Genomic DNA, 22,520 nt, shown 5'->3' with positions numbered 1-22,520 from the left:
AATTTACATTCCTAAGTACGAGGTAACATACCAATTCACTATAGGCTCACCCCATAACAATGCAATCCAACCCGCAACCGCAAGGTAAGGGCCAAATGAGAATGGGGTTTGATTATCGGCATCTTGCATTTTCAGTAATACAATACCGCACAGCGCGCCGACTAAAGAAGAGAGCAACACTACAAACGGCAGCAATTGCCAGCCAAGCCAAGCACCTAATGCGGCAAGTAATTTAAAGTCGCCATAGCCCATACCATCCTTTTTAGTCAGTAATTTAAAGACCCAGAACACACTCCATAGCGATAAATAACCTGTCATTGCACCAATCACCGAATCAGTTAGTGATACAGGGCTAATACCCATTACAGAGAGCAAAATACCCGCCCACATTAGTGGTAAGGTAATTTGATCGGGCAGTAGCATTTTATCGATATCGATAAAGGTAAGCGCAATTAAGGCGAAGGTGAAAAAGATCGCCGCGATTGCCCACCATGTTGGTGGCAGCATCAGTGATACGGTTAAGCTCATTGCCGCGGTCAGTAATTCAATTGTTGGGTAGCGTTTACTAATAGGCGCTTTGCATTCTTTGCATTTGCCACCGAGAGCAAGCCAGCTGATCACTGGGATATTTTCCAATGCGCTAATGGCGTGATTACAGTGTGGGCAGCGTGAACGTGGCACACTTAAATTAAAGACCGAATCGTCTGGCTGGTTATCCATTTCAGGAAAACACTCTTGGCACTCTTTACGCCATTGGCGTTCCATCATGATCGGCAAGCGATAAATCACCACATTTAAAAAACTGCCGACCAACAGACCAAAAATAACGGCAAAAAGGGGATATAACCAAGGGTAATAGGAAAGTACTGCCATGTGAGGATCTCTTAAAAATTAGGCGGTTATTGTAAGGCAAACGGCTAGGTGATCCTAGCCGATGATTATGGGAATGAATACAGCGATAAACTTATAAGGTGATTAATAAAAATAGTCTTAACCGATAACACTCATTAAAGTAAAGATTGGCATATACATAGCAATCAGTAAGCCACCAATTAAGCCACCCAAAATAATAATAATAAAAGGCTCTAAAATTTGCCCGAGGTTATCAACGGTATTATCAACATCGGCCTCATAGATTTGTGCCATTTTATTCAGCATGTCATCGAGTGAACCAGATTCTTCGCCAATCATTACCATTTGCAGCATGAGCTCGGGAAAAACGCCTGATTGACGTAGGGCTAAATATAGTGGCATACCGCCAGCGGTACTTTCGTAAACCTCTTCAATGGCCTTTTCGATATACAAGTTACCACAGGTTCTTCCTGCTGATTGAATACCGGATAGCAAAGGAATACCCGCCATAAAAGTAGTGGCTAAGGTGCGGGCAAAACGGGCAATGGTCGCTTTTAATAATACGTTACCGAAAATGGGTAATTTTAAGGCAAATTTATTAGCTTTTAGCCTGAATTCATAAGACTTTTTATAAAAATAACGATAAAGAAAAATGGTTAGTGCAATTCCACCACCTAAATATATCCCATAAGCAATAAGTAAATCAGATGCTTGAACAACAATACGAGTAAATAGTGGTAATTCTGAGCCAAAGCTTGAAAATATTTGGGCAAACTGCGGAATAACAAACACCAGCATTAAAACGGTAACAATGATGGCTGTTAAAGTCACCATAGCAGGATAAATCATCGCCTTAATAACTTTTTTACGCATAGCCTCACTTTTTTCACGGTACACCGCAATGCGCGCAAAGACTTGACCGAGGTGACCAGTTTGCTCACCAGTCGCGACTAGATCGCAGAAGAACTTATCAAATAGCGGCGAGCTTGAGCGCATCGCGCTAGAAAGTGATGCACCAGATTCGACTTGGGTGGTAATTTGCAGCAAAGTAGCACGCATTTCAGCTTTGTTATAACTGCTTGCCATTAGTTGCAGAGCTTGCACTACAGGTACGCCAGATTCGATCATGGTGGCAAGCTGACGGGTTACTGCAGTGACATCTTCCCCTTTCATTTGATCGCGCATTTTGGTTAAAAAAGAGGGCGAGGTTTTCTTGATTTTTTTGACCACAATTTTCTGTTCAAGCAGTTGGTGACGTACTTCTTGCTCTTGAAAGCCTAAAGTGGTGCCAGAGACTTTACGTCCTGCTTGGTTGGTTCCCCGCCAGTTGTAATAACGAATTTTAGTGGCTGCTGTACTCATAAGCGGAATTCTCTATCAAACAATTAATACAAAGTAGGGAAGGTTATAACTGTAGTACTCGTTGTAATTCAGCAAGGCTGGTAATGCCGTCAGTTAATTTTTCAATGCCGGATTCTTTAAGTCGTTTCATCCCTTGCTGGGCGGCAATATCTTCTAATTGCAGCGCGGTGGCATTGGTCATTAAGGCTTCGGCGATCTCGCGGCTAAATACCATGACTTCATAAATACCGACACGTCCTGCGTAGCCTTTATTACAATCATCACACCCTGCATTATTGGCTTTATATACACTGGAGTTTTGCGGCAGGTTTAATCGCTGGCAGGTAATTGGATCAAGCGGGTGCGGTTGTTTGCAGCTTTTACATAAGCGACGGGCAAGACGTTGGGCGATAATTAAGCTCAGTGATGAGGCGAGGTTAAAATCTTCCACTCCCATATTGGTTAAACGGGTAATGGTTTCGGCGGCAGAATTCGTATGCAGAGTCGATAATACTAAGTGCCCGGTTTGGGCGGCTTTTACTGCAATAGAAGCGGTTTCTAAATCACGAATTTCCCCTACCATCACAATGTCAGGGTCTTGACGCAAAAATGAACGCAACGCATCAGCAAAGCTTAAACCGACTTGCTGATTAATCTGTACTTGGTTAATACCGGGCAGGTTAATTTCTACTGGATCTTCAGCGGTAGAAATATTGCGCTCATCGGTATTTAAAATATTGAGCCCAGTATATAGCGAGACGGTTTTACCGCTACCTGTTGGGCCGGTAATTAATATCATCCCTTGTGGACGCTCAAGGGCAGTTAAATAATCAGATTTTTGTTTATCGTTATAGCCTAAAATATCAATATTAAGATTAGCGGCCGAGCTATCTAATATCCGTAGTACGACTTTTTCACCCCATAGCGTCGGCAAGGTAGAAACACGTAAATCAATCGCCAAATTATCAGAGAGCTTTAGCTTTATTCGTCCATCTTGTGGTTGGCGACGCTCGGCAATATTGAGCTTCGACATTACCTTTAAACGGGTCGATAAACGGCGCGACAAACTGGCTGGGGGAGTTAAATGTTGATGCAATATACCGTCACAACGAAAGCGAATACGGTAGTTGTGTTCATAAGGCTCAAAATGAATATCTGAGGCTTTACGACGCACTGCATCTAATAACACTTGGTTGATATAACGGGTAACTGGGGCGCTGTCTTGGCTTAAATCGGTAGCATCATCGAGTTCAGCATCACTAATATCAACCAGCTCTCCTAAATCGGCATCACTGACCTGTTTGCTGTGGTTGGTTTCACCAATATCACTACCGTAAACACGGCGAATAGCAGATTCTAATTGTTTGTTTTCTAATACTAGAAACTCAACGGTTTTTCCGACCGCAAAACGAAACTCGTCTTGCGCATCCATATTGGTGGGATCGCTAACCCCTAGAAATAGGCTATTGGCATCTTGAGTTAATGGCAGTGCGCGATGGCGTAATACTAACTCACGTTGGTAGACACTTTGACAACAACCGTCATAGTCGTAGTGGTGAACATCGACTTTTTGTAATCCAAATAAATTAGCCAAGTTATCGGCTAAATCTACATCACTCAATATGCCTAAACGGGTTAAGGCGGTCGGGACGTTCATCCCTTCCGCCGTTACAAACTCGACCACTTGTTGTTCTTGCTCTGGGCTTATTAAATTCGCTTGAGCCAAGATAGATGCGAGATTGGTTTGCATTAGTTATTGCAATTTATTCCACGAGTATTTGTTGCTGATGCACACCCTGTACCTGTAATACCCCAACGAATCGCACCATCGCTAAGTGTTGGCGTGAAAGTTAATACCATTTTGGCATTACTACTATTTACCCCTGTACTTGTTACATTGATAGCACCACTTGCAACAGTAAGAGCATCGACATAGTTAATTGTTGCACCTGCATTATTTGCTGCAATAGTGTCCGGTATACCATTCGTATTATGGTTACAAGTAGTAAATGCTCCATTTTCTTGTCCACAAAGAGCGACAGCAGTCTTGTAGCTAGTTATTCCTGCAACTGTACCAGCTAAGCGAGTTTTTTGTGTGTAATCTGAGTATGCTGGAATAGCAAAAGCTGAGATGATACCGATGATTGCTACCACGATCATCAATTCAATAAGTGTAAAACCCTGTTGTTTTTTCATTTCTCTGTCCTTAAGTAACAAAATAATAAATGAGTTAACGTCATAAATTCGCGAATGGAATTAAATTCAGAATAGGGGCTTTATTGTTAGAGTGAATAATGAAAAAGGGATAGCTCGGCACGGGTGGTAAAAAAAAATCAGGCGTTGCAGAAGTTGCAAAGATCAAAGCGAGTAATCGCTCGTAATTTAATTTTTATAAAATTCAGTGAGATGTGAAGTAGAAAGAGAAAAATCAGTGGGTATTTTTCTCTTTCTTTATAAATAAAGGTATCAGTTAAATATTTATGTCACAAAAAACTGATAGTGGAGAGGTGTTACTTAAAACGCATTGATAAGTCCATTGCTTTAACGTGCTTAGTCAGTGCACCAACCGAAATATAATCCACCCCCGTTTCAGCACATTCTCGGATATTGCTTAGGGTAATATCCCCTGAGTTTTCCAATGCCACACGTCCTGCGTTAAACGCGACTGCTTCACGCATCATCTCTAAGGTAAAGTTATCCAGCATCACAATATCAGCGCCTGCTTCAATGGCTTGTTTTAGCTCTGCAAGGCTTTCAGTTTCAACTTCGACGGGTTTATTTGGATTAAGCTGTTTGGCTGTAGCAATGGCTTGTTCAATGCCACCACAAGCAATGATGTGGTTCTCTTTTATAAGGTAGGCATCAAACACGCCAATACGGTGATTAAAGCCACCGCCACAAGTTACTGCATATTTTAATGCGCTACGCAGACAAGGAACGGTTTTACGGGTATCAAGCAGACGAGTGTTGGTACCTTCCAGTTGTTTGACATATTCAGCGGTTAATGTCGCGCAACCTGACAGGGTTTGAATAAAGTTCATCGCGTTACGCTCGCCAGTAAGCAGCGCTCGTGACGGGCCTGATAGGGTACACAAGGTTTGATTAGGCTCGACGACATCACCATCTTCTACGTGCCAATCAATATTTACTTCACCACCGAGTTGCTTAAATACTTCATCTGCCCACATTTTGCCGCAAAACACACCATGTTCACGGGTAATGATGGTGGCAACGCCTTGGCTATCGGCAGGAATTAGATTGGCAGTAATATCGAGATTGGCATCAATCTCGCCACCTAAATCTTCACGAAGTGTATCGGCAACAGTACGGCTGATTTCGATTGGGAGAAGTTGTTTAAGGTAAGCGAGGCGAGCACTACTATCGTGTTTGTGTTCCATATCTGTCTTCTTGTATCCATTGCGCGTTTAGCAGCAAAAGTGCTGCGAATGATGGTGCAAATCATACCGTGAGAAAGGAGTAGGATAAAGTGAATACGGGTTAATCGAATGTTAATATCGAAATATTTGGTTGTTTCTATCTATTACTGCGATAGGCAAAAGCGATGAGAGGAAATTGGCTTTTCAATATAAGCTAATGATACTTTACCTGCTTGTTTGGTTTTAGTAACACGTAAATAGAAGATGGATTATGACGTTATTGATTAACGATGATCATTGGTTAAAGACAGCAAGGCGTGTACCGTCCCCTTTTTGTGATGCGCGACCTCATGACGAGATGTCATTACTGGTGGTACATAATATAAGCTTACCGCCGGGTAAATTTGGTGGGCCTTATATTGAGCAGCTATTTACTGGGCAATTAAACCCTGCTGATGATCCGTATTTTGAAATTATTCATCAGTTTCGTGTTTCTGCTCACTGTTTGATCCGCCGAGATGGTGAGATAGTGCAGTTTGTGCCTTTTAATCAGCGTGCTTGGCATGCGGGGGTATCAAAGTTTGAAGATCGGGATAAGTGTAATGACTTTTCAATTGGTATCGAATTGGAAGGTACAGATCACCTACCGTATACTTCTGAGCAATATCAAATGCTGACAAAATTGACTCAATCTTTGATGTCTAATTACCCAGCCATTACTCGAAATCGTGTAACAGGGCATGAATTTATTGCCCCTGGACGAAAAACCGATCCCGGTTTATCTTTTGATTGGCAAAGGTTTAAAAAACAGCTTTAAAAGGGCAGTTATTAGACTAAAGTTTTATTTACGAATGGAAATTGGTCACATTGGTCTGACCAATTTCTACAATCACTCCGCTTTTTATCTCTTCCTTTCTCCTTTTTCGTTGCTTGGCTGTTTCTAGCTCTGAAGATTCAGTGTTTTAGCAATGTATCAAAAGTTTAAAATTTTGTTAAAACCTTCTTCGTTCTATGATTTCAATCAAGTTGCGTGTGGACATCTTTATTTATTTCTGTACACTTTGCCCCTGTAAAATAATTGGTAATACCAATTATCCGATGATTCGGTCTTTATGAAACGGATTTAATATAAGAAGCGTCGATAAAAATGACTTATAAACGCATTAAACAACCAAAGCTTTCTGATGCTATTGAGCAGGAATTGGAGCGCTTGATCTTAGAGGGAATTTTGTCCCCAGGTCAGCAATTACCTCCAGAGCGAGAGTTGGCAAAACAATTCGATGTTTCTCGTCCTTCCGTTCGTGAGGCGATCCAACGTTTAGAAGCAAAGCATTTGCTTACTCGCCGTCAAGGTGGCGGGACATTCGTAAAAGAAAAGTTATGGCAAAGCTTTTCTGAACCTTTATTGGATTTATTAGCGACTCATCCGGAAACACAATTAGATTTATTGGAATCTCGCCATGCACTAGAAGGCTTAGCCTCTTATTTTGCGGCATTGCGAGGTAACGAAGAAGATTTTGTTCGCATTCGCGATTGTCATCAGCGTATTCAAGACGCGCAGCAACAAGGGGATTTACCCTTAGAAGCTAGCGCAGTGATGCAATATCTTATTGCGGTAACAGAATCGGCTCACAATGTGGTGTTACTGCATATTATTCGTAGTTTAGCGCCGCTACTTGAGCAAAACGTATTACAAAATTTCGAACTCCTAAACCGCCGACCTGAAGTGGTGGAGAAAGTAAGAAAGCACCGAGCTAATATTGTGCAGGCGATTGTTTCTGGTGAGCCTGAAAAGGCCCGTGAAGCATCGCACGCACATTTGGCTTACATCGAGGAAACCTTGTTGGATTTATCGCGTGAAGATAGCAGGCGTGAACGCTCTCTTCGTCGGATTCAACAGCGCAAGGACGGGTTAGAGTCTTAACTTCATACCTAAAAACGAAGTTAGACCTAGTCGCGACATTGTTAGTAGATTATCAACGAAAGGATAGATCGCATGTCTGAAGTCATGAAAAGTGACGTGGATGTACTGGAAACTCAAGATTGGCTTGAAGCACTTGAATCAGTTGTCCGTGAAGAAGGTGTAGAACGCGCACAGTTCTTACTTGAGCAAGTATTAGAAAAAGCTCGTTTAGATGGTGTAGATATGCCGACTGGCGTAAACACAAACTACATCAACACAATTCCAGCAGCACAAGAACCAGCGTACCCAGGTGATGTAACATTAGAGCGTCGTATTCGTTCTATCATCCGTTGGAACGCAATCATGATCGTTCTACGTGCTTCTAAGAAAGATTTAGACCTAGGCGGCCACATGGCTTCTTACCAGTCTGCTTCTGCTTTTTACGAAGTATGTTTCAACCACTTCTTCCGTGCACCTAACGATGTTGATGGCGGTGACTTGGTTTACTACCAAGGTCACATTTCTCCAGGGATTTACTCTCGTGCGTTTGTTGAAGGTCGTCTAACTGAAGAGCAGCTAGATAACTTCCGTCAAGAAGTTGATGGTAAAGGTATTCCTTCATACCCACACCCTAAACTAATGCCTGAATTCTGGCAGTTCCCAACGGTTTCTATGGGTCTAGGTCCAATTTCTGCGATCTACCAAGCTCGTTTCCTTAAGTACCTGGAAGGTCGTGGCCTTAAAGATACTTCAGCTCAGCGCGTATATGCGTTCTTGGGCGATGGTGAGATGGATGAGCCAGAATCACGTGGTGCTATTTCTTTCGCTGCGCGTGAGAAACTAGACAACCTATGTTTCCTAATCAACTGTAACCTACAGCGTCTAGACGGCCCAGTAATGGGTAACGGTAAGATCATTCAAGAGCTTGAAGGTCTATTTAAAGGTGCTGGTTGGAACGTTGTTAAAGTTATCTGGGGCAACAACTGGGATGCACTACTAGCGAAAGATACGTCTGGTAAGCTACTACAGCTTATGAACGAAACTATCGATGGTGACTACCAAACATTCAAATCTAAAGATGGCGCTTATGTACGTGAGCACTTCTTTGGTAAGTACCCTGAAACAGCGGCACTTGTTTCTGACATGACTGATGAGCAAATCTTCGAATTGAAGCGTGGTGGTCACGATTCTTCGAAACTATTTGCAGCATTTAACAATGCAAAAGAAACAAGCGGTAAGCCAACTGTGATCCTAGCTAAGACTGTTAAAGGTTACGGCATGGGTGAAGCGGCTGAAGGTAAGAACATCGCTCACGGTGTTAAGAAGATGGACATGACTCACGTTCAATACTTACGTGATCGTCTAGGTCTACAAGATCTTATCTCTGAAGAAGAACTTAAGACTTTGCCTTACCTAAAACTGGAAGAAGGCTCAGCTGAGTACAACTACTTACACGCTCGTCGTGATGCGCTACACGGTTACACACCTAAGCGTAGCCCTAAGTTCACTCAAGAATTTAAAGTGCCTGAGCTTGATGCATTTGCACCACTACTAAGTGAGCAAAAGCGTGAAATCTCAACCACTATGGCTTATGTTCGTGCACTAAATATTCTTCTTAAAGATAAAGCGATCGGTAAGAATATCGTTCCAATTATCTGTGATGAAGCGCGTACGTTCGGTATGGAAGGTCTGTTCCGTCAGGTTGGTATCTACAACCCAGATGGTCAAACTTACACACCAGAAGATAAAGGCATCGTTTCTTTCTACAAAGAAGCAACATCTGGTCAGGTACTTCAAGAAGGTATCAACGAACTAGGTTCAATGGCATCTTGGGTTGCTGCTGCAACATCTTACAGCACCAACGATCTTCCAATGATCCCATTCTACATCTACTACTCAATGTTCGGTTTCCAACGTATTGGTGACATGGCATGGCTAGCAGGTGACCAACAAGCACGTGGCTTCCTACTAGGTGCTACTGCAGGTCGTACAACACTGAACGGTGAAGGTCTACAGCACGAAGATGGTCACAGCCACATTCTTGCAAACACAGTACCTAACTGTATCTCTTACGATCCAACGTTTGCTTACGAGCTAGCGGTTATCATGCAAGACGGTATTCGTCGCATGTACGGTGAAAATCAAGAGAACGTATACTACTACCTAACAGTAATGAACGAAAACTACGCAATGCCAGCAATGCCAGAAGGCGCTGAAGCAGGCATCCGTAAGGGTATTTACAAGCTTGAGTCTCACGCTGGTGATAAGTCTAAAGTTCAGTTAATGAGCTCTGGTACTATCATGAACGAAGTACGTAAAGCGGCACAGATCCTAAGCGAAGAGTACGGTGTAGCGTCTGATGTTTACTCTGTAACATCATTCAACGAACTAACTCGTGATGGTCAAGATTGTGAGCGTTACAACATGCTTCACCCTACAGCAGAGAAGAAGGTTCCTTACCTAACAACTGCAATGGGTTCTGAGCCTGCAATCGCTGCAACAGACTACATGAAGAATTACGCAGAACAAGTACGTGCATTCATGCCATCTGAGTCTTACAAGGTTCTTGGTACTGATGGTTTCGGTCGTTCTGATAGCCGTGCAAACCTACGTCGTCACTTCGAAGTGAATGCTGGCTACGTTGTTGTTGCTGCACTTTCTGAACTCGCTAAACGTGGCGATATTGATAACGCTGTAGTTGTAGACGCAATTGCTAAGTTCGATATCGACGCTGACAAGATCAACCCGCTATACGCATAAGAGGCAAATTAAAAATGGCAATCGAAATTAATGTACCAGACATCGGTGCGGATGAGGTTGAAGTAACTGAGATTCTTGTTAGCGTTGGCGACAAGGTTGAAGAAGAGCAATCACTGATCACTGTTGAAGGCGATAAAGCTTCAATGGAAGTTCCTGCTTCTCAAGCGGGTATCGTTAAAGAAATCAAAGTTGCTGAAGGCGACACGGTTTCTACTGGTTCTCTAATCATGATTTTCGAAGCCGAGGGTGCAGCTGACGCTGCACCTGCTCCTGCGGCTGAAGCAGCACCTGCTGCTCCAGCTCCAGCAGCAGCGGCTGAACTGAAAGAAGTTCATGTTCCAGATATCGGTGGTGATGAAGTTGAATGTACTGAAATCATGGTATCTGTTGGCGATACAGTAGAAGAAGAGCAATCTCTAATTACTGTTGAAGGTGACAAGGCTTCTATGGAAGTTCCTGCGCCATTCGCTGGTACAGTTAAAGAAATCAAAATCGTAGAAGGCGACAAGGTTTCTACTGGTTCTTTAATCATGGTATTTGAAGTGGCTGGTTCTGCTCCTGCAGCAGCACCTGTTGCTCAAGCGGCAGCGCCTGCTCCAGCAGCACCTGCGGCATCTGCAGCGAAAGAAGTTAATGTTCCTGATATCGGTGGCGACGAAGTAGAAGTTACTGAAATCATGGTATCTGTTGGCGATACAGTGGAAGAAGAGCAATCGCTAATCACTGTTGAAGGTGACAAGGCTTCTATGGAAGTTCCTGCACCATTCGCTGGTACAGTTAAAGAAATCAAGATCGCAGAAGGCGATAAGGTTTCTACTGGCTCACTAATCATGGTATTTGAAGTTGCTGGTGCAGCACCTGCAGCACCTGCAGCGGCTCCTGTCGCTCAAGCGGCAGCGCCTGCTCCTGCAGCAGCACCTGCGGCGGCTCCAGCAAAAGCTGAAGCGCCTGCAGCAACAGGTGATTTCGTTGAAAACAACGAATACGCACACGCATCACCAGTTGTTCGTCGTTTAGCTCGTGAGTTCGGTGTTAACCTTGCGAAAGTTAAAGGTACTGGCCGTAAGAACCGCGTTCTTAAAGAAGACGTACAAAACTTCGTTAAAGATGCACTTAAGCGTCTTGAGTCTGGTGCAGCAGCTTCTGCGTCAGGTAAAGGTGACGGTGCGGCTCTTGGTCTACTACCTTGGCCGAAAGTTGATTTCAGCAAGTTTGGTGAAACTGAAGTTAAGCCACTTTCTCGCATTAAGAAGATCTCTGGCGCTAACCTACACCGTAACTGGGTAATGATCCCTCACGTTACACAGTGGGATAACGCAGATATCACAGCACTTGAAGCATTCCGTAAAGAGCAGAATGCTATCGAAGCGAAGAAAGATTCTGGCATGAAGATCACTCCACTTGTGTTCATCATGAAAGCGGCTGCTAAAGCACTTGAAGCATTCCCTTCATTCAACTCTTCTCTATCTGACGATGGTGAGAGCTTGATTCTGAAGAAATACGTGAACATCGGTATCGCAGTAGATACGCCAAACGGTCTAGTTGTTCCTGTATTTAAAGATGTGAACAAGAAAGGTATCTACGAGCTATCTGAAGAGCTAATGGCTATTTCTAAGAAAGCACGTGCTGGTAAGCTAACTGCATCTGATATGCAAGGCGGCTGTTTCACTATCTCAAGCCTTGGTGGCTTAGGTGGTACTGCATTCACACCAATCGTGAACGCACCAGAAGTAGGTATCCTAGGTGTATCTAAGTCTGAAATGAAACCAGTATGGAACGGTAAAGAGTTCGAACCGCGTCTACAACTTCCACTATCACTATCATACGATCACCGTGTGATTGATGGTGCTGAAGGTGCGCGCTTCATCACTTACCTAAATGGCTGTCTATCAGACATCCGTCGTTTAGTACTTTAAGGTTTCACATCCACAACGCCATGCCTACAATGCGTAGGCATGGAATTGTTGTGTAGCTCACAGGCTGCGGTAATTTATTTTTCACCTTGTTAACAGGTCTGTAGACTTGTTGTCCATCTGAAAGATAAACGTATACAAATACGTAAAAGTTACCTGATAGCTTGTTAGGGATATAAGACTTACAACGAGGTCATAATGAGTAAAGAAATTAAAGCCCAGGTAGTGGTGTTGGGTTCAGGCCCTGCTGGTTACTCTGCTGCATTCCGTTGCGCTGACTTAGGTCTAGATACGGTTCTAATTGAAAAATTCAACACACTAGGTGGCGTATGTCTTAACGTGGGTTGTATCCCATCAAAAGCATTACTTCACGTAGCGAAAGTTATCGAAGAAGCAAAAGCAATGGCTGAGCACGGCGTTGTTTTTGGTGAACCACAAACAGACATCAACAAGATCCGTCTGTGGAAAGATAAAGTAATTACTCAGTTAACTGGCGGTCTTGGCGGTATGGCTAAGATGCGTAAAGTAAATGTTGTTAATGGTTACGGTAAGTTTACTGGCCCTAACAGCATTGTTGTTGAAGGCGCAGATGGCCCAACAACAGTTAACTTTGATAACGCGATTATCGCGGCGGGCTCTCGCCCAATCGAACTACCATTCATCCCGCATGAAGACCCACGTATTTGGGATTCAACAGATGCGCTAGAGCTTAAAGAAGTACCTGAGAAGTTACTTGTTATGGGCGGCGGTATCATCGGTCTTGAAATGGGTACGGTTTACCACGCGCTAGGTTCTCAAATCGACGTTGTTGAGATGTTCGATCAAGTGATCCCTGCTGCGGATAAAGATATCGTTAAAGTATTTACTAAGCGTATCGCGAAGAAATTCAACCTGATGCTTGAAACTAAAGTAACAGCTGTTGAAGCAAAAGAAGACGGTATTTATGTAACGATGGAAGGCAAAAAAGCACCTGCTGAGCCTGTTCGTTACGATGCTGTTCTTGTTGCTATCGGTCGTGTACCAAACGGTAAGCTAATTGACGCTGAAAAAGCGGGTATCAATGTTGATGAGCGTGGCTTTATTAACGTTGATAAGCAAATGCGTACTAACGTTGCTCACATTCACGCGATTGGTGATGTTGTTGGTCAACCAATGTTGGCTCACAAAGGTGTGCATGAAGGTCACGTAGCGGCTGAAGTTATTTCTGGTAAGAAGCACTACTTCGATCCTAAAGTTATTCCTTCAATTGCGTACACTGAGCCAGAAGTTGCGTGGGTTGGTAAGACTGAGAAAGAAGCGAAAGCAGAAGGTATCAACTACGAAGTTGCTACATTCCCATGGGCTGCATCTGGCCGTGCTATCGCATCTGATTGTGCTGACGGTATGACGAAGATGATCTTCGACAAAGACACGCACCGTGTGATCGGTGGTGCTATCGTAGGTACTAACGGTGGTGAACTACTAGGTGAAATCGGTCTAGCGATCGAGATGGGTTGTGATGCTGAAGATATCGCATTAACTATCCACGCTCACCCAACACTACACGAATCAGTAGGTCTTGCTGCTGAAGTATTTGAAGGCTCTATCACTGACCTTCCAAATGCAAAAGCGGTAAAGCGTAAGAAGTAATTACTACTTGTTATAATAATAAAAAAGCGCCTTAGGGCGCTTTTTTGTTATCTGGATATTGTGTTTGCGATTACAACTTAAACGTACTAACCATATGATCCAGACGTTGTGATAGTTGACGCAATGCTTGGCTTGAATCAGCCAGTTGTGCTGCTGTATCTGCGGTCATTTGAGTCGTTTCGTTGATCTCTTCAATATTACAATTAATATCTTGTACCACGGTTGATTGCTCTTCTGTCGCAGTAGCCACTTGAGTATTCATATCGGCAATTAAACTAATACGTTCAGAAATCGCAACTAAGGCGACAGACGCTTGATCGGAGGCAGAGACACCATTTTCAGACAGTTGACGGCTTTGCTCCATCGCAACCACTGCATTGGATGCTTCTTGCTGAAGGCGGTTGATCATCGCTTGGATCTCGTCGGTAGAGTCGGCAGTACGACTAGCAAGGTTGCGCACTTCATCGGCCACGACCGCAAATCCTCGACCTTGCTCGCCTGCACGCGCGGCTTCAATAGCGGCATTAAGGGCAAGTAGGTTAGTTTGCTCTGAGATCCCACGGATCACATCTAAAATACTACCAATCGACTGGGTATTACTTGCCAGTGAGTCAATGACATCGCTAACTTGGCTAATATCCGATGACAGTTGATTTATGGTATTACGTGCTTCACCAACAACGGTTTGGCCATCATGGGTTTGCTGCTCTGCTTGTTGGGTTGACTCTGCAGCTAATGCGGCGTTACTGGCGATTTCATTAACCGTCGCCCCCATTTCATTAATTGCAGCGACAACCTGAAGGGTTCTATCTCGTTGGCTATGACTATTATCCAGTGTCAGTTGAGCTTGGTGGGCGACAGATTCTGCTGCTTGGCGCAGTGAATTTCCGGTTTCTGCTACTTCTGTTACTGAGTGGTGGATTTTACCAATGAAGCCATTAAACCCTGATGATAATTGTGCAATCTCATCATTTCCTTCTACTGTTAAGCGGTGACGTAAATCGCCATCACCTTCACCCAGATCTTTAAACATCGCCGCAAGTTGTTGAATAGGGCGAGTAATGCTACTAGCAAGGAAAATCGCAACAACAATGAAAATGGCTGCAATGATACCTGTAAAGAGGATAACTTGATTTCGAATGGAGGTAAGTGCTGCAAACGCTTCTTGTTTTGGTAGTTCGCCAATAACGTACCAATCCATTGCAGGAATATAGCTAGCAGCTAAGAACACATCTTGTTGATTATTCGTCGCTTCTACTACGCTAAAACTTTGTTTATTTAATAATTTTGATGCGATATTGGAATCAAACAGTGTAGAGATTGAGTTGTGATTTAGCATCTTATTATTATCGCGGTGGATCTTAACTGTCCCTTTACTATCGACTAAATATACAAATCCTGTTTGCTCTATTTTAAATTGGCTAATAAAGCTCGCCATCTCATCAAGTGACTTAGACAGTCCTGCTAATGTGTCGCCATTGGGCTGTTGGTAGTTAACAAACAGTTTTACCTCGCCATTATTCTCACGAAAAATACTTAAGCTACGAGCTTGATTGCTGCGTACAGCATCAAAAAACCAACTATCTTGTTGAGGCGTTAACTGACGAAGAAAACCATTTTGATTCCAATAGTCACCGTTATTTCTGTTAGCAATAGAGACATCGAGTAGGTTGTATTGATTCTTTATACTTTGTAGTTCCTGAACTAAACGAGTCTTATCTTGTGGCGCTTTGTTATCTAATACGCTATCGACAACATAGCTGTTATTGGCCAGTTGCTCTGCAGCAGATTGAAGTTGAATAACTTCTTTTTCTACATTATTACGAATTTGCAGCAAAATCGCGGGTAATTCGAGGTCTAATATACGATTGGTAATCGCAGTACGGACTTGGTTTTGGCTGAGTACACTGACGAGAGTCGTAGAGGCAAGAACCGCCATCGTTATCGCGATGATCAGTTTAGATTTGATACTTAAATGTTTGTAATTCATAAAACGGCTTATATTTATGAGCAAATGAACAGACCATGCACAACGTGACAACGCAATACTGATCAATGAAATGAAAATACGCCGTTATGTATCTGCAATTTTGTTACAAAACTTTAGTGATTTATGTCACTTAATATGACCTGTAGCTAAAAAAGAGAAAATAAAACCAATATGAAATAAGCGACTTTTATTTTATGCGTTATAAATATTTAGGATCGCTTTACCCATTATGAACAAAGAATTTTCTTAAAATGTGAATGTTGTAAAAAAGCAGTAGTTTTTAAGTTTAAGTTAACAATGGTATGATGTTTACACAGATTTGGTCTCTACTAAATGAATTTTGCTCAGAAGGTATTTAGCAAAACAAGATTGATAATAATCCAGAGATCATTCACTTCCAAGGATGTCTAGTCACTAGAGCTAGGCCGTAATATGAGGAATATGTCGTGCTTGAAGCCTACCGTAAACACGTCGAAGAGCGTGCTGCTGAAGGGGTTGTTGCTAAACCATTGGATGCTGAACAGGTTGCCGCTCTTGTTGAGTTACTAAAAAATCCGCCAGCAGGCGAAGAAAGTGTTCTGCTGGATCTACTAGAAAATCGTATTCCCCCAGGCGTTGATGAAGCGGCATACGTAAAAGCGGGTTTCCTTGCAGCGATCACTAAAGGTGACGCGCAATCACCTATCGTAAGTAAAGAAAAAGCCGCAGAGTTACTGGGCACAATGCAAGGTGGTTACAATATCGAACCACTTATTTCTCTGCTTGATGATGACACGCTAGCTCCTATTTCAGTTAAAGCGTTATCTCATACTTTATTAATGTTTGATGCGTTCTACGATGTAGAAGAAAAAGCAAAAGCAGGTAACGCATTTGCTCAGCAAGTTCTCCAATCATGGGCTGATGCTGAGTGGTTCTTATCAAAACCAGCATTGGCTGAAAAAATCACCCTGACTGTATTTAAAGTGACAGGTGAGACCAATACTGATGACTTATCACCTGCACCTGATGCATGGTCTCGTCCAGATATCCCACTTCACGCGCTTGCGATGCTGAAAAATGAACGCGAAGGTATCGTGCCTGATCAGCAAGGTTCTGTTGGTCCGATCAAGCAAATCGAAGCGTTAAAAGAAAAAGGTCATCAGCTTGTTTATGTTGGTGATGTTGTAGGTACTGGCTCTTCTCGTAAGTCTGCAACTAACTCCGTACTTTGGTTCATGGGTGATGATATTCCTTATGTACCGAACAAGCGTGCGGGTGGTTATGTACTAGGTGGTAAGATCGCACCTATCTTCTTTAATACGATGGAAGATGCAGGCGCACTACCGATTGAAGTTGATGTGACTCAACTTGCGATGGGTGATGTGATTGATGTGTATCCATTCAAAGGTGAAGTTCGTCGTCACGAAAGCGATGAGCTAGTTTCTACTTTTGAGTTAAAAACGGATGTACTGATTGATGAAGTACGTGCGGGTGGTCGTATTCCATTGATCATCGGCCGTGGTCTAACAGATCGTGCGCGCCAATCACTTGGTTTACCATCATCGGATATTTTCCGTCGTCCTGTTGCGGTTGAAGATAGCGGTAAAGGTTATACCTTAGCGCAGAAGATGGTAGGTAAAGCATGTGGTGTTGAAGGCGTTCGCCCTGGCACTTACTGTGAGCCTAAGATGACAACGGTAGGTTCGCAAGATACCACAGGTCCTATGACTCGTGATGAATTAAAAGACTTAGCATGTCTTGGTTTCTCTGCTGAACTTACGATGCAGTCGTTCTGTCATACCTCGGCTTATCCAAAACCAATTGATGTTAACACTCACCACACATTACCTGATTTCATTATGAATCGTGGCGGTGTATCACTTCGCCCTGGTGATGGTGTTATTCACTCATGGCTAAACCGTATGCTACTGCCTGATACTGTTGGTACAGGTGGTGACTCACATACCCGTTTCCCATTAGGTATATCATTCCCAGCTGGTTCTGGCCTTGTCGCTTTTGCTGCGGCAACAGGTGTTATGCCGTTAGATATGCCTGAATCTATTCTGGTTCGCTTTAAAGGTGAGATGCAAGAAGGGATCACGCTACGTGATCTTGTTCATGCGATCCCATACTACGCGATTCAGCAAGGTCTACTGACCGTTGAGAAAGCAGGTAAGATCAATGAATTCTCTGGTCGAGTACTGGAGATCGAGGGTGTCGAGCACCTAACGGTTGAGCAAGCATTTGAGCTATCTGATGCATCGGCAGAGCGTAGTGCGGCAGGTTGTACCGTTAAGCTTTCTCAAGAATCGATTGCAGAATACTTAAACTCAAACATCGTGATGCTGAAGTGGATGATTTCTGAAGGTTACGGCGATCGTCGTACCATTGAGCGTCGTATTACCGCAATGGAAGAGTGGTTAGCTAATCCTGAGCTAATGACGGCAGACAATGATGCAGAGTACGCACACGTGATTGAAATTGACTTGGCAGATATCAATCAGCCAATTCTATGTGCGCCAAATGATCCGGATGATGCGCGTTTACTGTCTGACGTTCAAGGTACACAAATTGATGAAGTGTTTATCGGTTCATGTATGACGAACATTGGCCACTTCCGTGCAGCAGGTAAACTGCTTGAGAAATTTGGTGGTCAGCTAGATACGCGTTTATGGGTCGCACCACCAACGAAGATGGATAAAGATCAGCTAACGGAAGAAGGCTACTACGGTATCTTTGGTCGTGCAGGGGTTCGTATTGAAACTCCGGGATGTTCACTGTGTATGGGTAACCAAGCACGTGTTGCTGATAAAGCGACGGTGATGTCAACATCAACCCGTAACTTCCCGAACCGCTTAGGTACAGGTGCTAATGTTTACCTATCTTCAGCAGAGCTTGCTGCGGTAGGTGCGATTTTAGGCCGTATTCCAACTAAGGAAGAATACCTTGAATACGCGAAGCAAATTGATGCAACAGCGGCGGATACTTACCGTTACTTAAACTTCCACCGTATGGAAGATTACACTAAGAAAGCGGATGAAGTGATCATTCAACAACCAGCTTAGTCATTGTGCTTAGTTGTTGATTAATAATAAAAACGCCTCGAATGTTCGAGGCGTTTTTTGTTGGTATGGGAAAGTTTTTATTAGCGACCTAAGATGTAAATCGCTGCGACATTACGTGCTGTGAGCTCAACGTTAATTGCAGCTTCTGCTAGTGCTTCAGCTAAACCTACCGAGCGTGGTAATACACTGAATACGGCATCAATACCATGGTCATACACGACATCACAGTCATAAGATAAACATCCTGCAATACCAATGACAGGTTTGTTAAAACGCTTAGCCGTACGTGCCACACCAATCGGGGTTTTACCGTGAATCGTTTGGCTATCAATGCGGCCTTCACCTGTGATCACTAAATCAGCGTCTTTTAATACATCTGCTAAATTGACCGCATCCATGACTATCTCTACCCCTGGACGTAACTGTGCGTTAAATAGCCCAAGTAAAGCTGCTCCCATACCGCCAGCAGCACCTGCACCTGCTATGTCTTTTACATCTTTACCTAAGTCGCGCTTAATGATTTCAGCATAGTGGGCAAGGTTATTATCGAGTTGCACTACCATCTCTGGTGTTGCACCTTTCTGTGGGCCAAATACCTGAGATGCACCTTTTTCACTACATAGAGGGTTATCTACATCGCAGGCAACTTCTAATTTGACCTTAGCAAGACGAGGGTCGATATCACTAATATCAATATGGTGTAAGCGAGCTAATGCTCCGCCGCCATAGTTAATTGATTTATTATTTTCATCAAGCAGACGTACCCCCAGCGCTTGTGCCATCCCGATACCACCATCGTTAGTTGCGCTACCACCGATGCCGACGATGATGTGTTCTACTCCTTCATCTAATGCTGCTAGGATTAATTCACCGGTACCAAAGCTGGTGGTTAACATAGGGTTTCGCTGCTCAGGGCTAACAAGGTGTAAACCAGATGCAGCTGCCATTTCAATTATTGCGGTTTTTCCATCCCCCATTAAGCCGAAGAAGCCATTCACTTGTTCACCTAACGGTCCTGTTACTGTGCACTCAATAATGCGACCGCTGCTAGCATCCACCAATGATTGCACTGTGCCTTCACCGCCATCTGCCATGGGAAGCTTTATGTATTCAGCATTTGGCATCACTTGGCGAAAACCGTTTTCAATCGCGGTAGCCACTTCCATTGCTGTTAGGCTTTCTTTGTAAGAATCAGGAGCAATAATAATTTTCATAATAATGAGCTCTAAACGAAGAAAAGGAATACGATCATTTTTGTTATGGTTACGTCATTGTGTAGCACGATTTGCGTCTACTGGTGGTATTGAGTTGCATTTCTTGAGTAGATCCTGACAATGGGCGCAGCATATAGGCTGTATTTTACAGCTTATTAAAGCAAGAAGATCATCTATGAGGAACGAAAGGTATGGACTACGAATTTAAAAAAAATACCTTGGACGGTACTTATCACGCTATTTTCTCTATGGGTCATGAAGTTTTGGGTCGTTGGATCATTGAAGAAATAGGTAAGGATACCGAGAAACTCGATCTCATCATGGATCAACTTAGTGCAATGAAAAACAGTAGCCAAGAATGGCGTTTAGTAGGGGAGGAATTAACCCTATTATTGCAAGATAATGAAGCCTTGGTTCAAGCTAACTGTCTGTTTTCAGAAGAAGAGGAAGACTTTGAAGAAGATTTTCATTTCTATGATGAAGAAAGTCTTTCTGTTTGTGGTTTTGAAGATCTTGAGCAAGTGTTAGAAGGTTGGCGTACTTTTATTGCGCGTTTTTAATTTTCTTATCGAGCTTTAAAAATAGAATTGATTTGAGGCGTTTTTATGCTTCATGTTAGTGAGAAGGCTGCACTGTGATGGTGCAGCCTTTTTTCGTTAATTTTCTTTAAATGTCTTAAGTTGTTGAATTTTAATGTAAATAAAAGTTGGCATAATGCTTGTTTGTTAAATAACTGTAAACATCAAGGATTGGGTATTTGAGGAGCAAACAATGAAGATAATTAACGCCATTATTAAGCCATTTAAATTAGACGACGTACGTGAAGCATTAGCCGATGTTGGTGTAGAAGGTATGACTGTCTCGGAAGTCAAAGGATTTGGCCGACAGAAAGGGCATACAGAGCTTTACCGTGGTGCTGAATATCAGGTTGATTTTTTACCTAAGGTGAAAATTGAAATTGCGACACAAGCTCAGAATTTAGATGCCATTGTTGAAGCCATCGGTAAAGCCGCACAAACCGGGAAAATCGGTGACGGCAAAATTTTTGTTTACGATCTTGAACACGCGGTACGAATTCGTACCGGTGAAGTGGATACAGAAGCACTGTAGTTCACAACAATAAAAGAATTGATGAATTGGGTTATTAGGGGAAGACGACCATGGAATTATCAACAACAGTAATAGAATTACGTTATGCGTTAGACACATTTTTCTTTTTGATCTCTGGCGCATTAGTGATGTGGATGGCGGCAGGTTTTGCGATGTTAGAAGCAGGCCTTGTACGTTCGAAAAACACTACTGAAATTTTAACTAAAAATATTTGTTTGTATGCTATCGCTTGTACCATGTACCTACTGGTTGGTTACAACATCATGTATGTCGATAACAGTGCGGGTGGTTGGTTACCCTCGTTTGGAGCATTAATTGGTACGCAAGCTGAAGGCGCTGATCACTCTTTAGAATCTGACTTCTTTTTCCAAGTTGTCTTCGTTGCGACTGCGATGTCTGTTGTTTCTGGTGCAGTAGCTGAACGTATGAAGCTATGGTCATTCTTAATCTTTTCTGTAGTACTAACAGCGGTTATTTATCCTGTAGAAGGTTACTGGACATGGGGTGGTGGTTTCCTATCAGAAGCTGGCTTTAGTGACTTTGCAGGTTCAGGTATTGTACACATGGCAGGTGCAGCAGCAGCACTAGCGGGTGTAATACTGCTAGGAGCACGTAAAGGTAAATATGGTAAAAATGGCGAGATTTACCCAATTCCTGGTTCTAACATGCCACTTGCGACATTAGGTACATTTATTCTGTGGTTCGGTTGGTTTGGTTTCAACGGTGGTTCACAGTTAATGGTATCTGACTTTGAAAACGCAACAGCTGTTGGTCAAATCTTCCTAAATACTAATGCCGCAGCCGCCGCTGGTGCCATTGCAGCACTAGCCGTATGTAAAACAACATGGGGTAAAGCTGATTTAACTATGGTGTTAAACGGCGCGTTAGCTGGTCTTGTGGCTATCACGGCAGATCCATTATCGCCATCGCCTGTTGCTGCGGTAATTATTGGTGTGGTTGCTGGTGCATTAGTTGTCTTTAGTATTATTGCACTTGATAAAGTGAAGATTGATGATCCAGTAGGTGCTATTTCAGTACACGGTGTATGTGGTTTATTTGGTCTACTGGTTGTGCCATTTAGTAATGCAGATGCAAGCTTTATGACTCAGCTATTTGGTGCTGCGGTTATCTTCGGTTGGGTGTTTGCAGCAAGCTTTGCAGTATGGGGTGTACTAAAAGTCACGGTTGGTATTCGCGTAACAGAAGAAGAAGAATTGGAAGGTATGGATTCACATGATTGTGGTGTTGATGCTTACCCAGAATTTGTTAGCGTAAAATAAAAGTAATTAATTACTTTATAGATAAAAACTCGCCACCTAGGAATAGGTGGCGAGTTTTATTTTTGATTGTAATAAATTGTAACTACTGGATTGCGAAGGTAAGTGTT

16 protein-coding genes are annotated in these 22,520 nt (G+C 43.0%); 9 read left to right on the top strand and 7 right to left on the bottom strand.

All coding sequences use genetic code 11. The features are described 5' to 3' along the window. Nucleotides 1–3: 3 nt before the first annotated feature. The 5 genes from CTN01_RS14960 to nadC form a co-directional block, all read right to left on the bottom strand. Nucleotides 4–873, bottom strand: a complete 870-nt coding sequence (locus CTN01_RS14960) for a prepilin peptidase (protein WP_107342186.1) — start codon at nt 871–873, stop codon at nt 4–6. Nucleotides 874–990: 117 nt separating this feature from the next. Then, nucleotides 991–2,214, bottom strand: a complete 1,224-nt coding sequence (locus CTN01_RS14955) for a type II secretion system F family protein (protein ID WP_045149813.1) — start codon at nt 2,212–2,214, stop codon at nt 991–993. Nucleotides 2,215–2,257: 43 nt separating this feature from the next. Further along, on the bottom strand, nt 2,258–3,943 hold the full coding sequence (pilB, locus tag CTN01_RS14950) for a type IV-A pilus assembly ATPase PilB (protein WP_045149814.1): 1,686 nt from the start codon (nt 3,941–3,943) through the stop codon (nt 2,258–2,260). Next, nucleotides 3,943–4,389, bottom strand: a complete 447-nt coding sequence (locus CTN01_RS14945; RefSeq protein WP_045149815.1) for a pilin — start codon at nt 4,387–4,389, stop codon at nt 3,943–3,945. Before CTN01_RS14945 ends, pilB begins: the two co-directional genes overlap by 1 nt. Before the next feature lie 314 nt (nt 4,390–4,703). Then, nucleotides 4,704–5,591 (bottom strand): carboxylating nicotinate-nucleotide diphosphorylase, encoded by an 888-nt coding sequence (gene nadC / locus CTN01_RS14940; protein ID WP_045149817.1) that lies wholly within the window; start codon nt 5,589–5,591, stop codon nt 4,704–4,706. 250 nt (nt 5,592–5,841) lie between these two features. Here nadC and ampD point away from each other — a divergent pair, with 250 nt between their 5' ends. From ampD to lpdA, 5 genes are all read left to right on the top strand, one after another. Continuing rightward, entirely contained in the window at nt 5,842–6,387 is a 546-nt protein-coding gene (gene ampD, locus CTN01_RS14935; protein WP_005371268.1) for a 1,6-anhydro-N-acetylmuramyl-L-alanine amidase AmpD, read from the top strand. Between the two features lie 330 nt (nt 6,388–6,717). Further along, the gene (gene pdhR / locus CTN01_RS14930) at nt 6,718–7,494 is read left to right on the top strand and encodes a pyruvate dehydrogenase complex transcriptional repressor PdhR (RefSeq protein ID WP_045083961.1); all 777 of its coding nucleotides are present in this window, start codon (nt 6,718–6,720) and stop codon (nt 7,492–7,494) included. 72 nt (nt 7,495–7,566) lie between these two features. Continuing rightward, nucleotides 7,567–10,233 (top strand): pyruvate dehydrogenase (acetyl-transferring), homodimeric type, encoded by a 2,667-nt coding sequence (gene aceE, locus CTN01_RS14925; protein ID WP_045083962.1) that lies wholly within the window; start codon nt 7,567–7,569, stop codon nt 10,231–10,233. Nucleotides 10,234–10,247: 14 nt separating this feature from the next. Continuing rightward, nucleotides 10,248–12,149: a pyruvate dehydrogenase complex dihydrolipoyllysine-residue acetyltransferase gene (aceF, locus tag CTN01_RS14920; RefSeq protein WP_045149818.1), complete on the top strand. Its 1,902-nt coding sequence runs from the start codon at nt 10,248–10,250 to the stop codon at nt 12,147–12,149. A 195-nt stretch (nt 12,150–12,344) separates the two neighbouring features. Next, nucleotides 12,345–13,775 (top strand): dihydrolipoyl dehydrogenase, encoded by a 1,431-nt coding sequence (gene lpdA / locus CTN01_RS14915; RefSeq protein WP_005371283.1) that lies wholly within the window; start codon nt 12,345–12,347, stop codon nt 13,773–13,775. A gap of 70 nt (nt 13,776–13,845) precedes the next feature. Here the strand turns inward: lpdA and CTN01_RS14910 are convergent, their stop codons facing one another. Next, nucleotides 13,846–15,765 (bottom strand): methyl-accepting chemotaxis protein, encoded by a 1,920-nt coding sequence (locus CTN01_RS14910; protein WP_045149819.1) that lies wholly within the window; start codon nt 15,763–15,765, stop codon nt 13,846–13,848. A 446-nt stretch (nt 15,766–16,211) separates the two neighbouring features. Between CTN01_RS14910 and acnB the strand changes: the two genes are divergently transcribed. Continuing rightward, nucleotides 16,212–18,809 (top strand): bifunctional aconitate hydratase 2/2-methylisocitrate dehydratase, encoded by a 2,598-nt coding sequence (gene acnB, locus CTN01_RS14905; RefSeq protein WP_045149820.1) that lies wholly within the window; start codon nt 16,212–16,214, stop codon nt 18,807–18,809. An 80-nt stretch (nt 18,810–18,889) separates the two neighbouring features. Here the strand turns inward: acnB and CTN01_RS14900 are convergent, their stop codons facing one another. Then, nucleotides 18,890–20,023 carry a glycerate kinase gene (locus CTN01_RS14900; RefSeq protein WP_045149821.1) on the bottom strand — a complete coding sequence of 378 codons (1,134 nt, stop codon included), beginning with the start codon at nt 20,021–20,023 and terminating at the stop codon, nt 18,890–18,892. Between the two features lie 191 nt (nt 20,024–20,214). Here CTN01_RS14900 and CTN01_RS14895 point away from each other — a divergent pair, with 191 nt between their 5' ends. From CTN01_RS14895 to CTN01_RS14885, 3 genes are all read left to right on the top strand, one after another. Beyond that, nucleotides 20,215–20,583 (top strand): YacL family protein, encoded by a 369-nt coding sequence (locus CTN01_RS14895; protein WP_005371287.1) that lies wholly within the window; start codon nt 20,215–20,217, stop codon nt 20,581–20,583. Between the two features lie 211 nt (nt 20,584–20,794). Continuing rightward, a complete protein-coding gene (locus CTN01_RS14890) occupies nt 20,795–21,133 on the top strand; it encodes a P-II family nitrogen regulator (protein WP_005371288.1) in 339 nt (112 codons plus the stop codon). A 50-nt stretch (nt 21,134–21,183) separates the two neighbouring features. Beyond that, the gene (locus CTN01_RS14885; protein WP_045149822.1) at nt 21,184–22,413 is read left to right on the top strand and encodes an ammonium transporter; all 1,230 of its coding nucleotides are present in this window, start codon (nt 21,184–21,186) and stop codon (nt 22,411–22,413) included. Nucleotides 22,414–22,520: the final 107 nt, after the last annotated feature.

The organism is Photobacterium angustum (genome assembly GCF_003026365.1).
Lineage (GTDB): Bacteria > Pseudomonadota > Gammaproteobacteria > Enterobacterales > Vibrionaceae > Photobacterium > Photobacterium angustum.
Note: the sequence above shows the minus strand (reverse complement) of the source record. Positions and strands in the feature narration are given on the sequence as shown.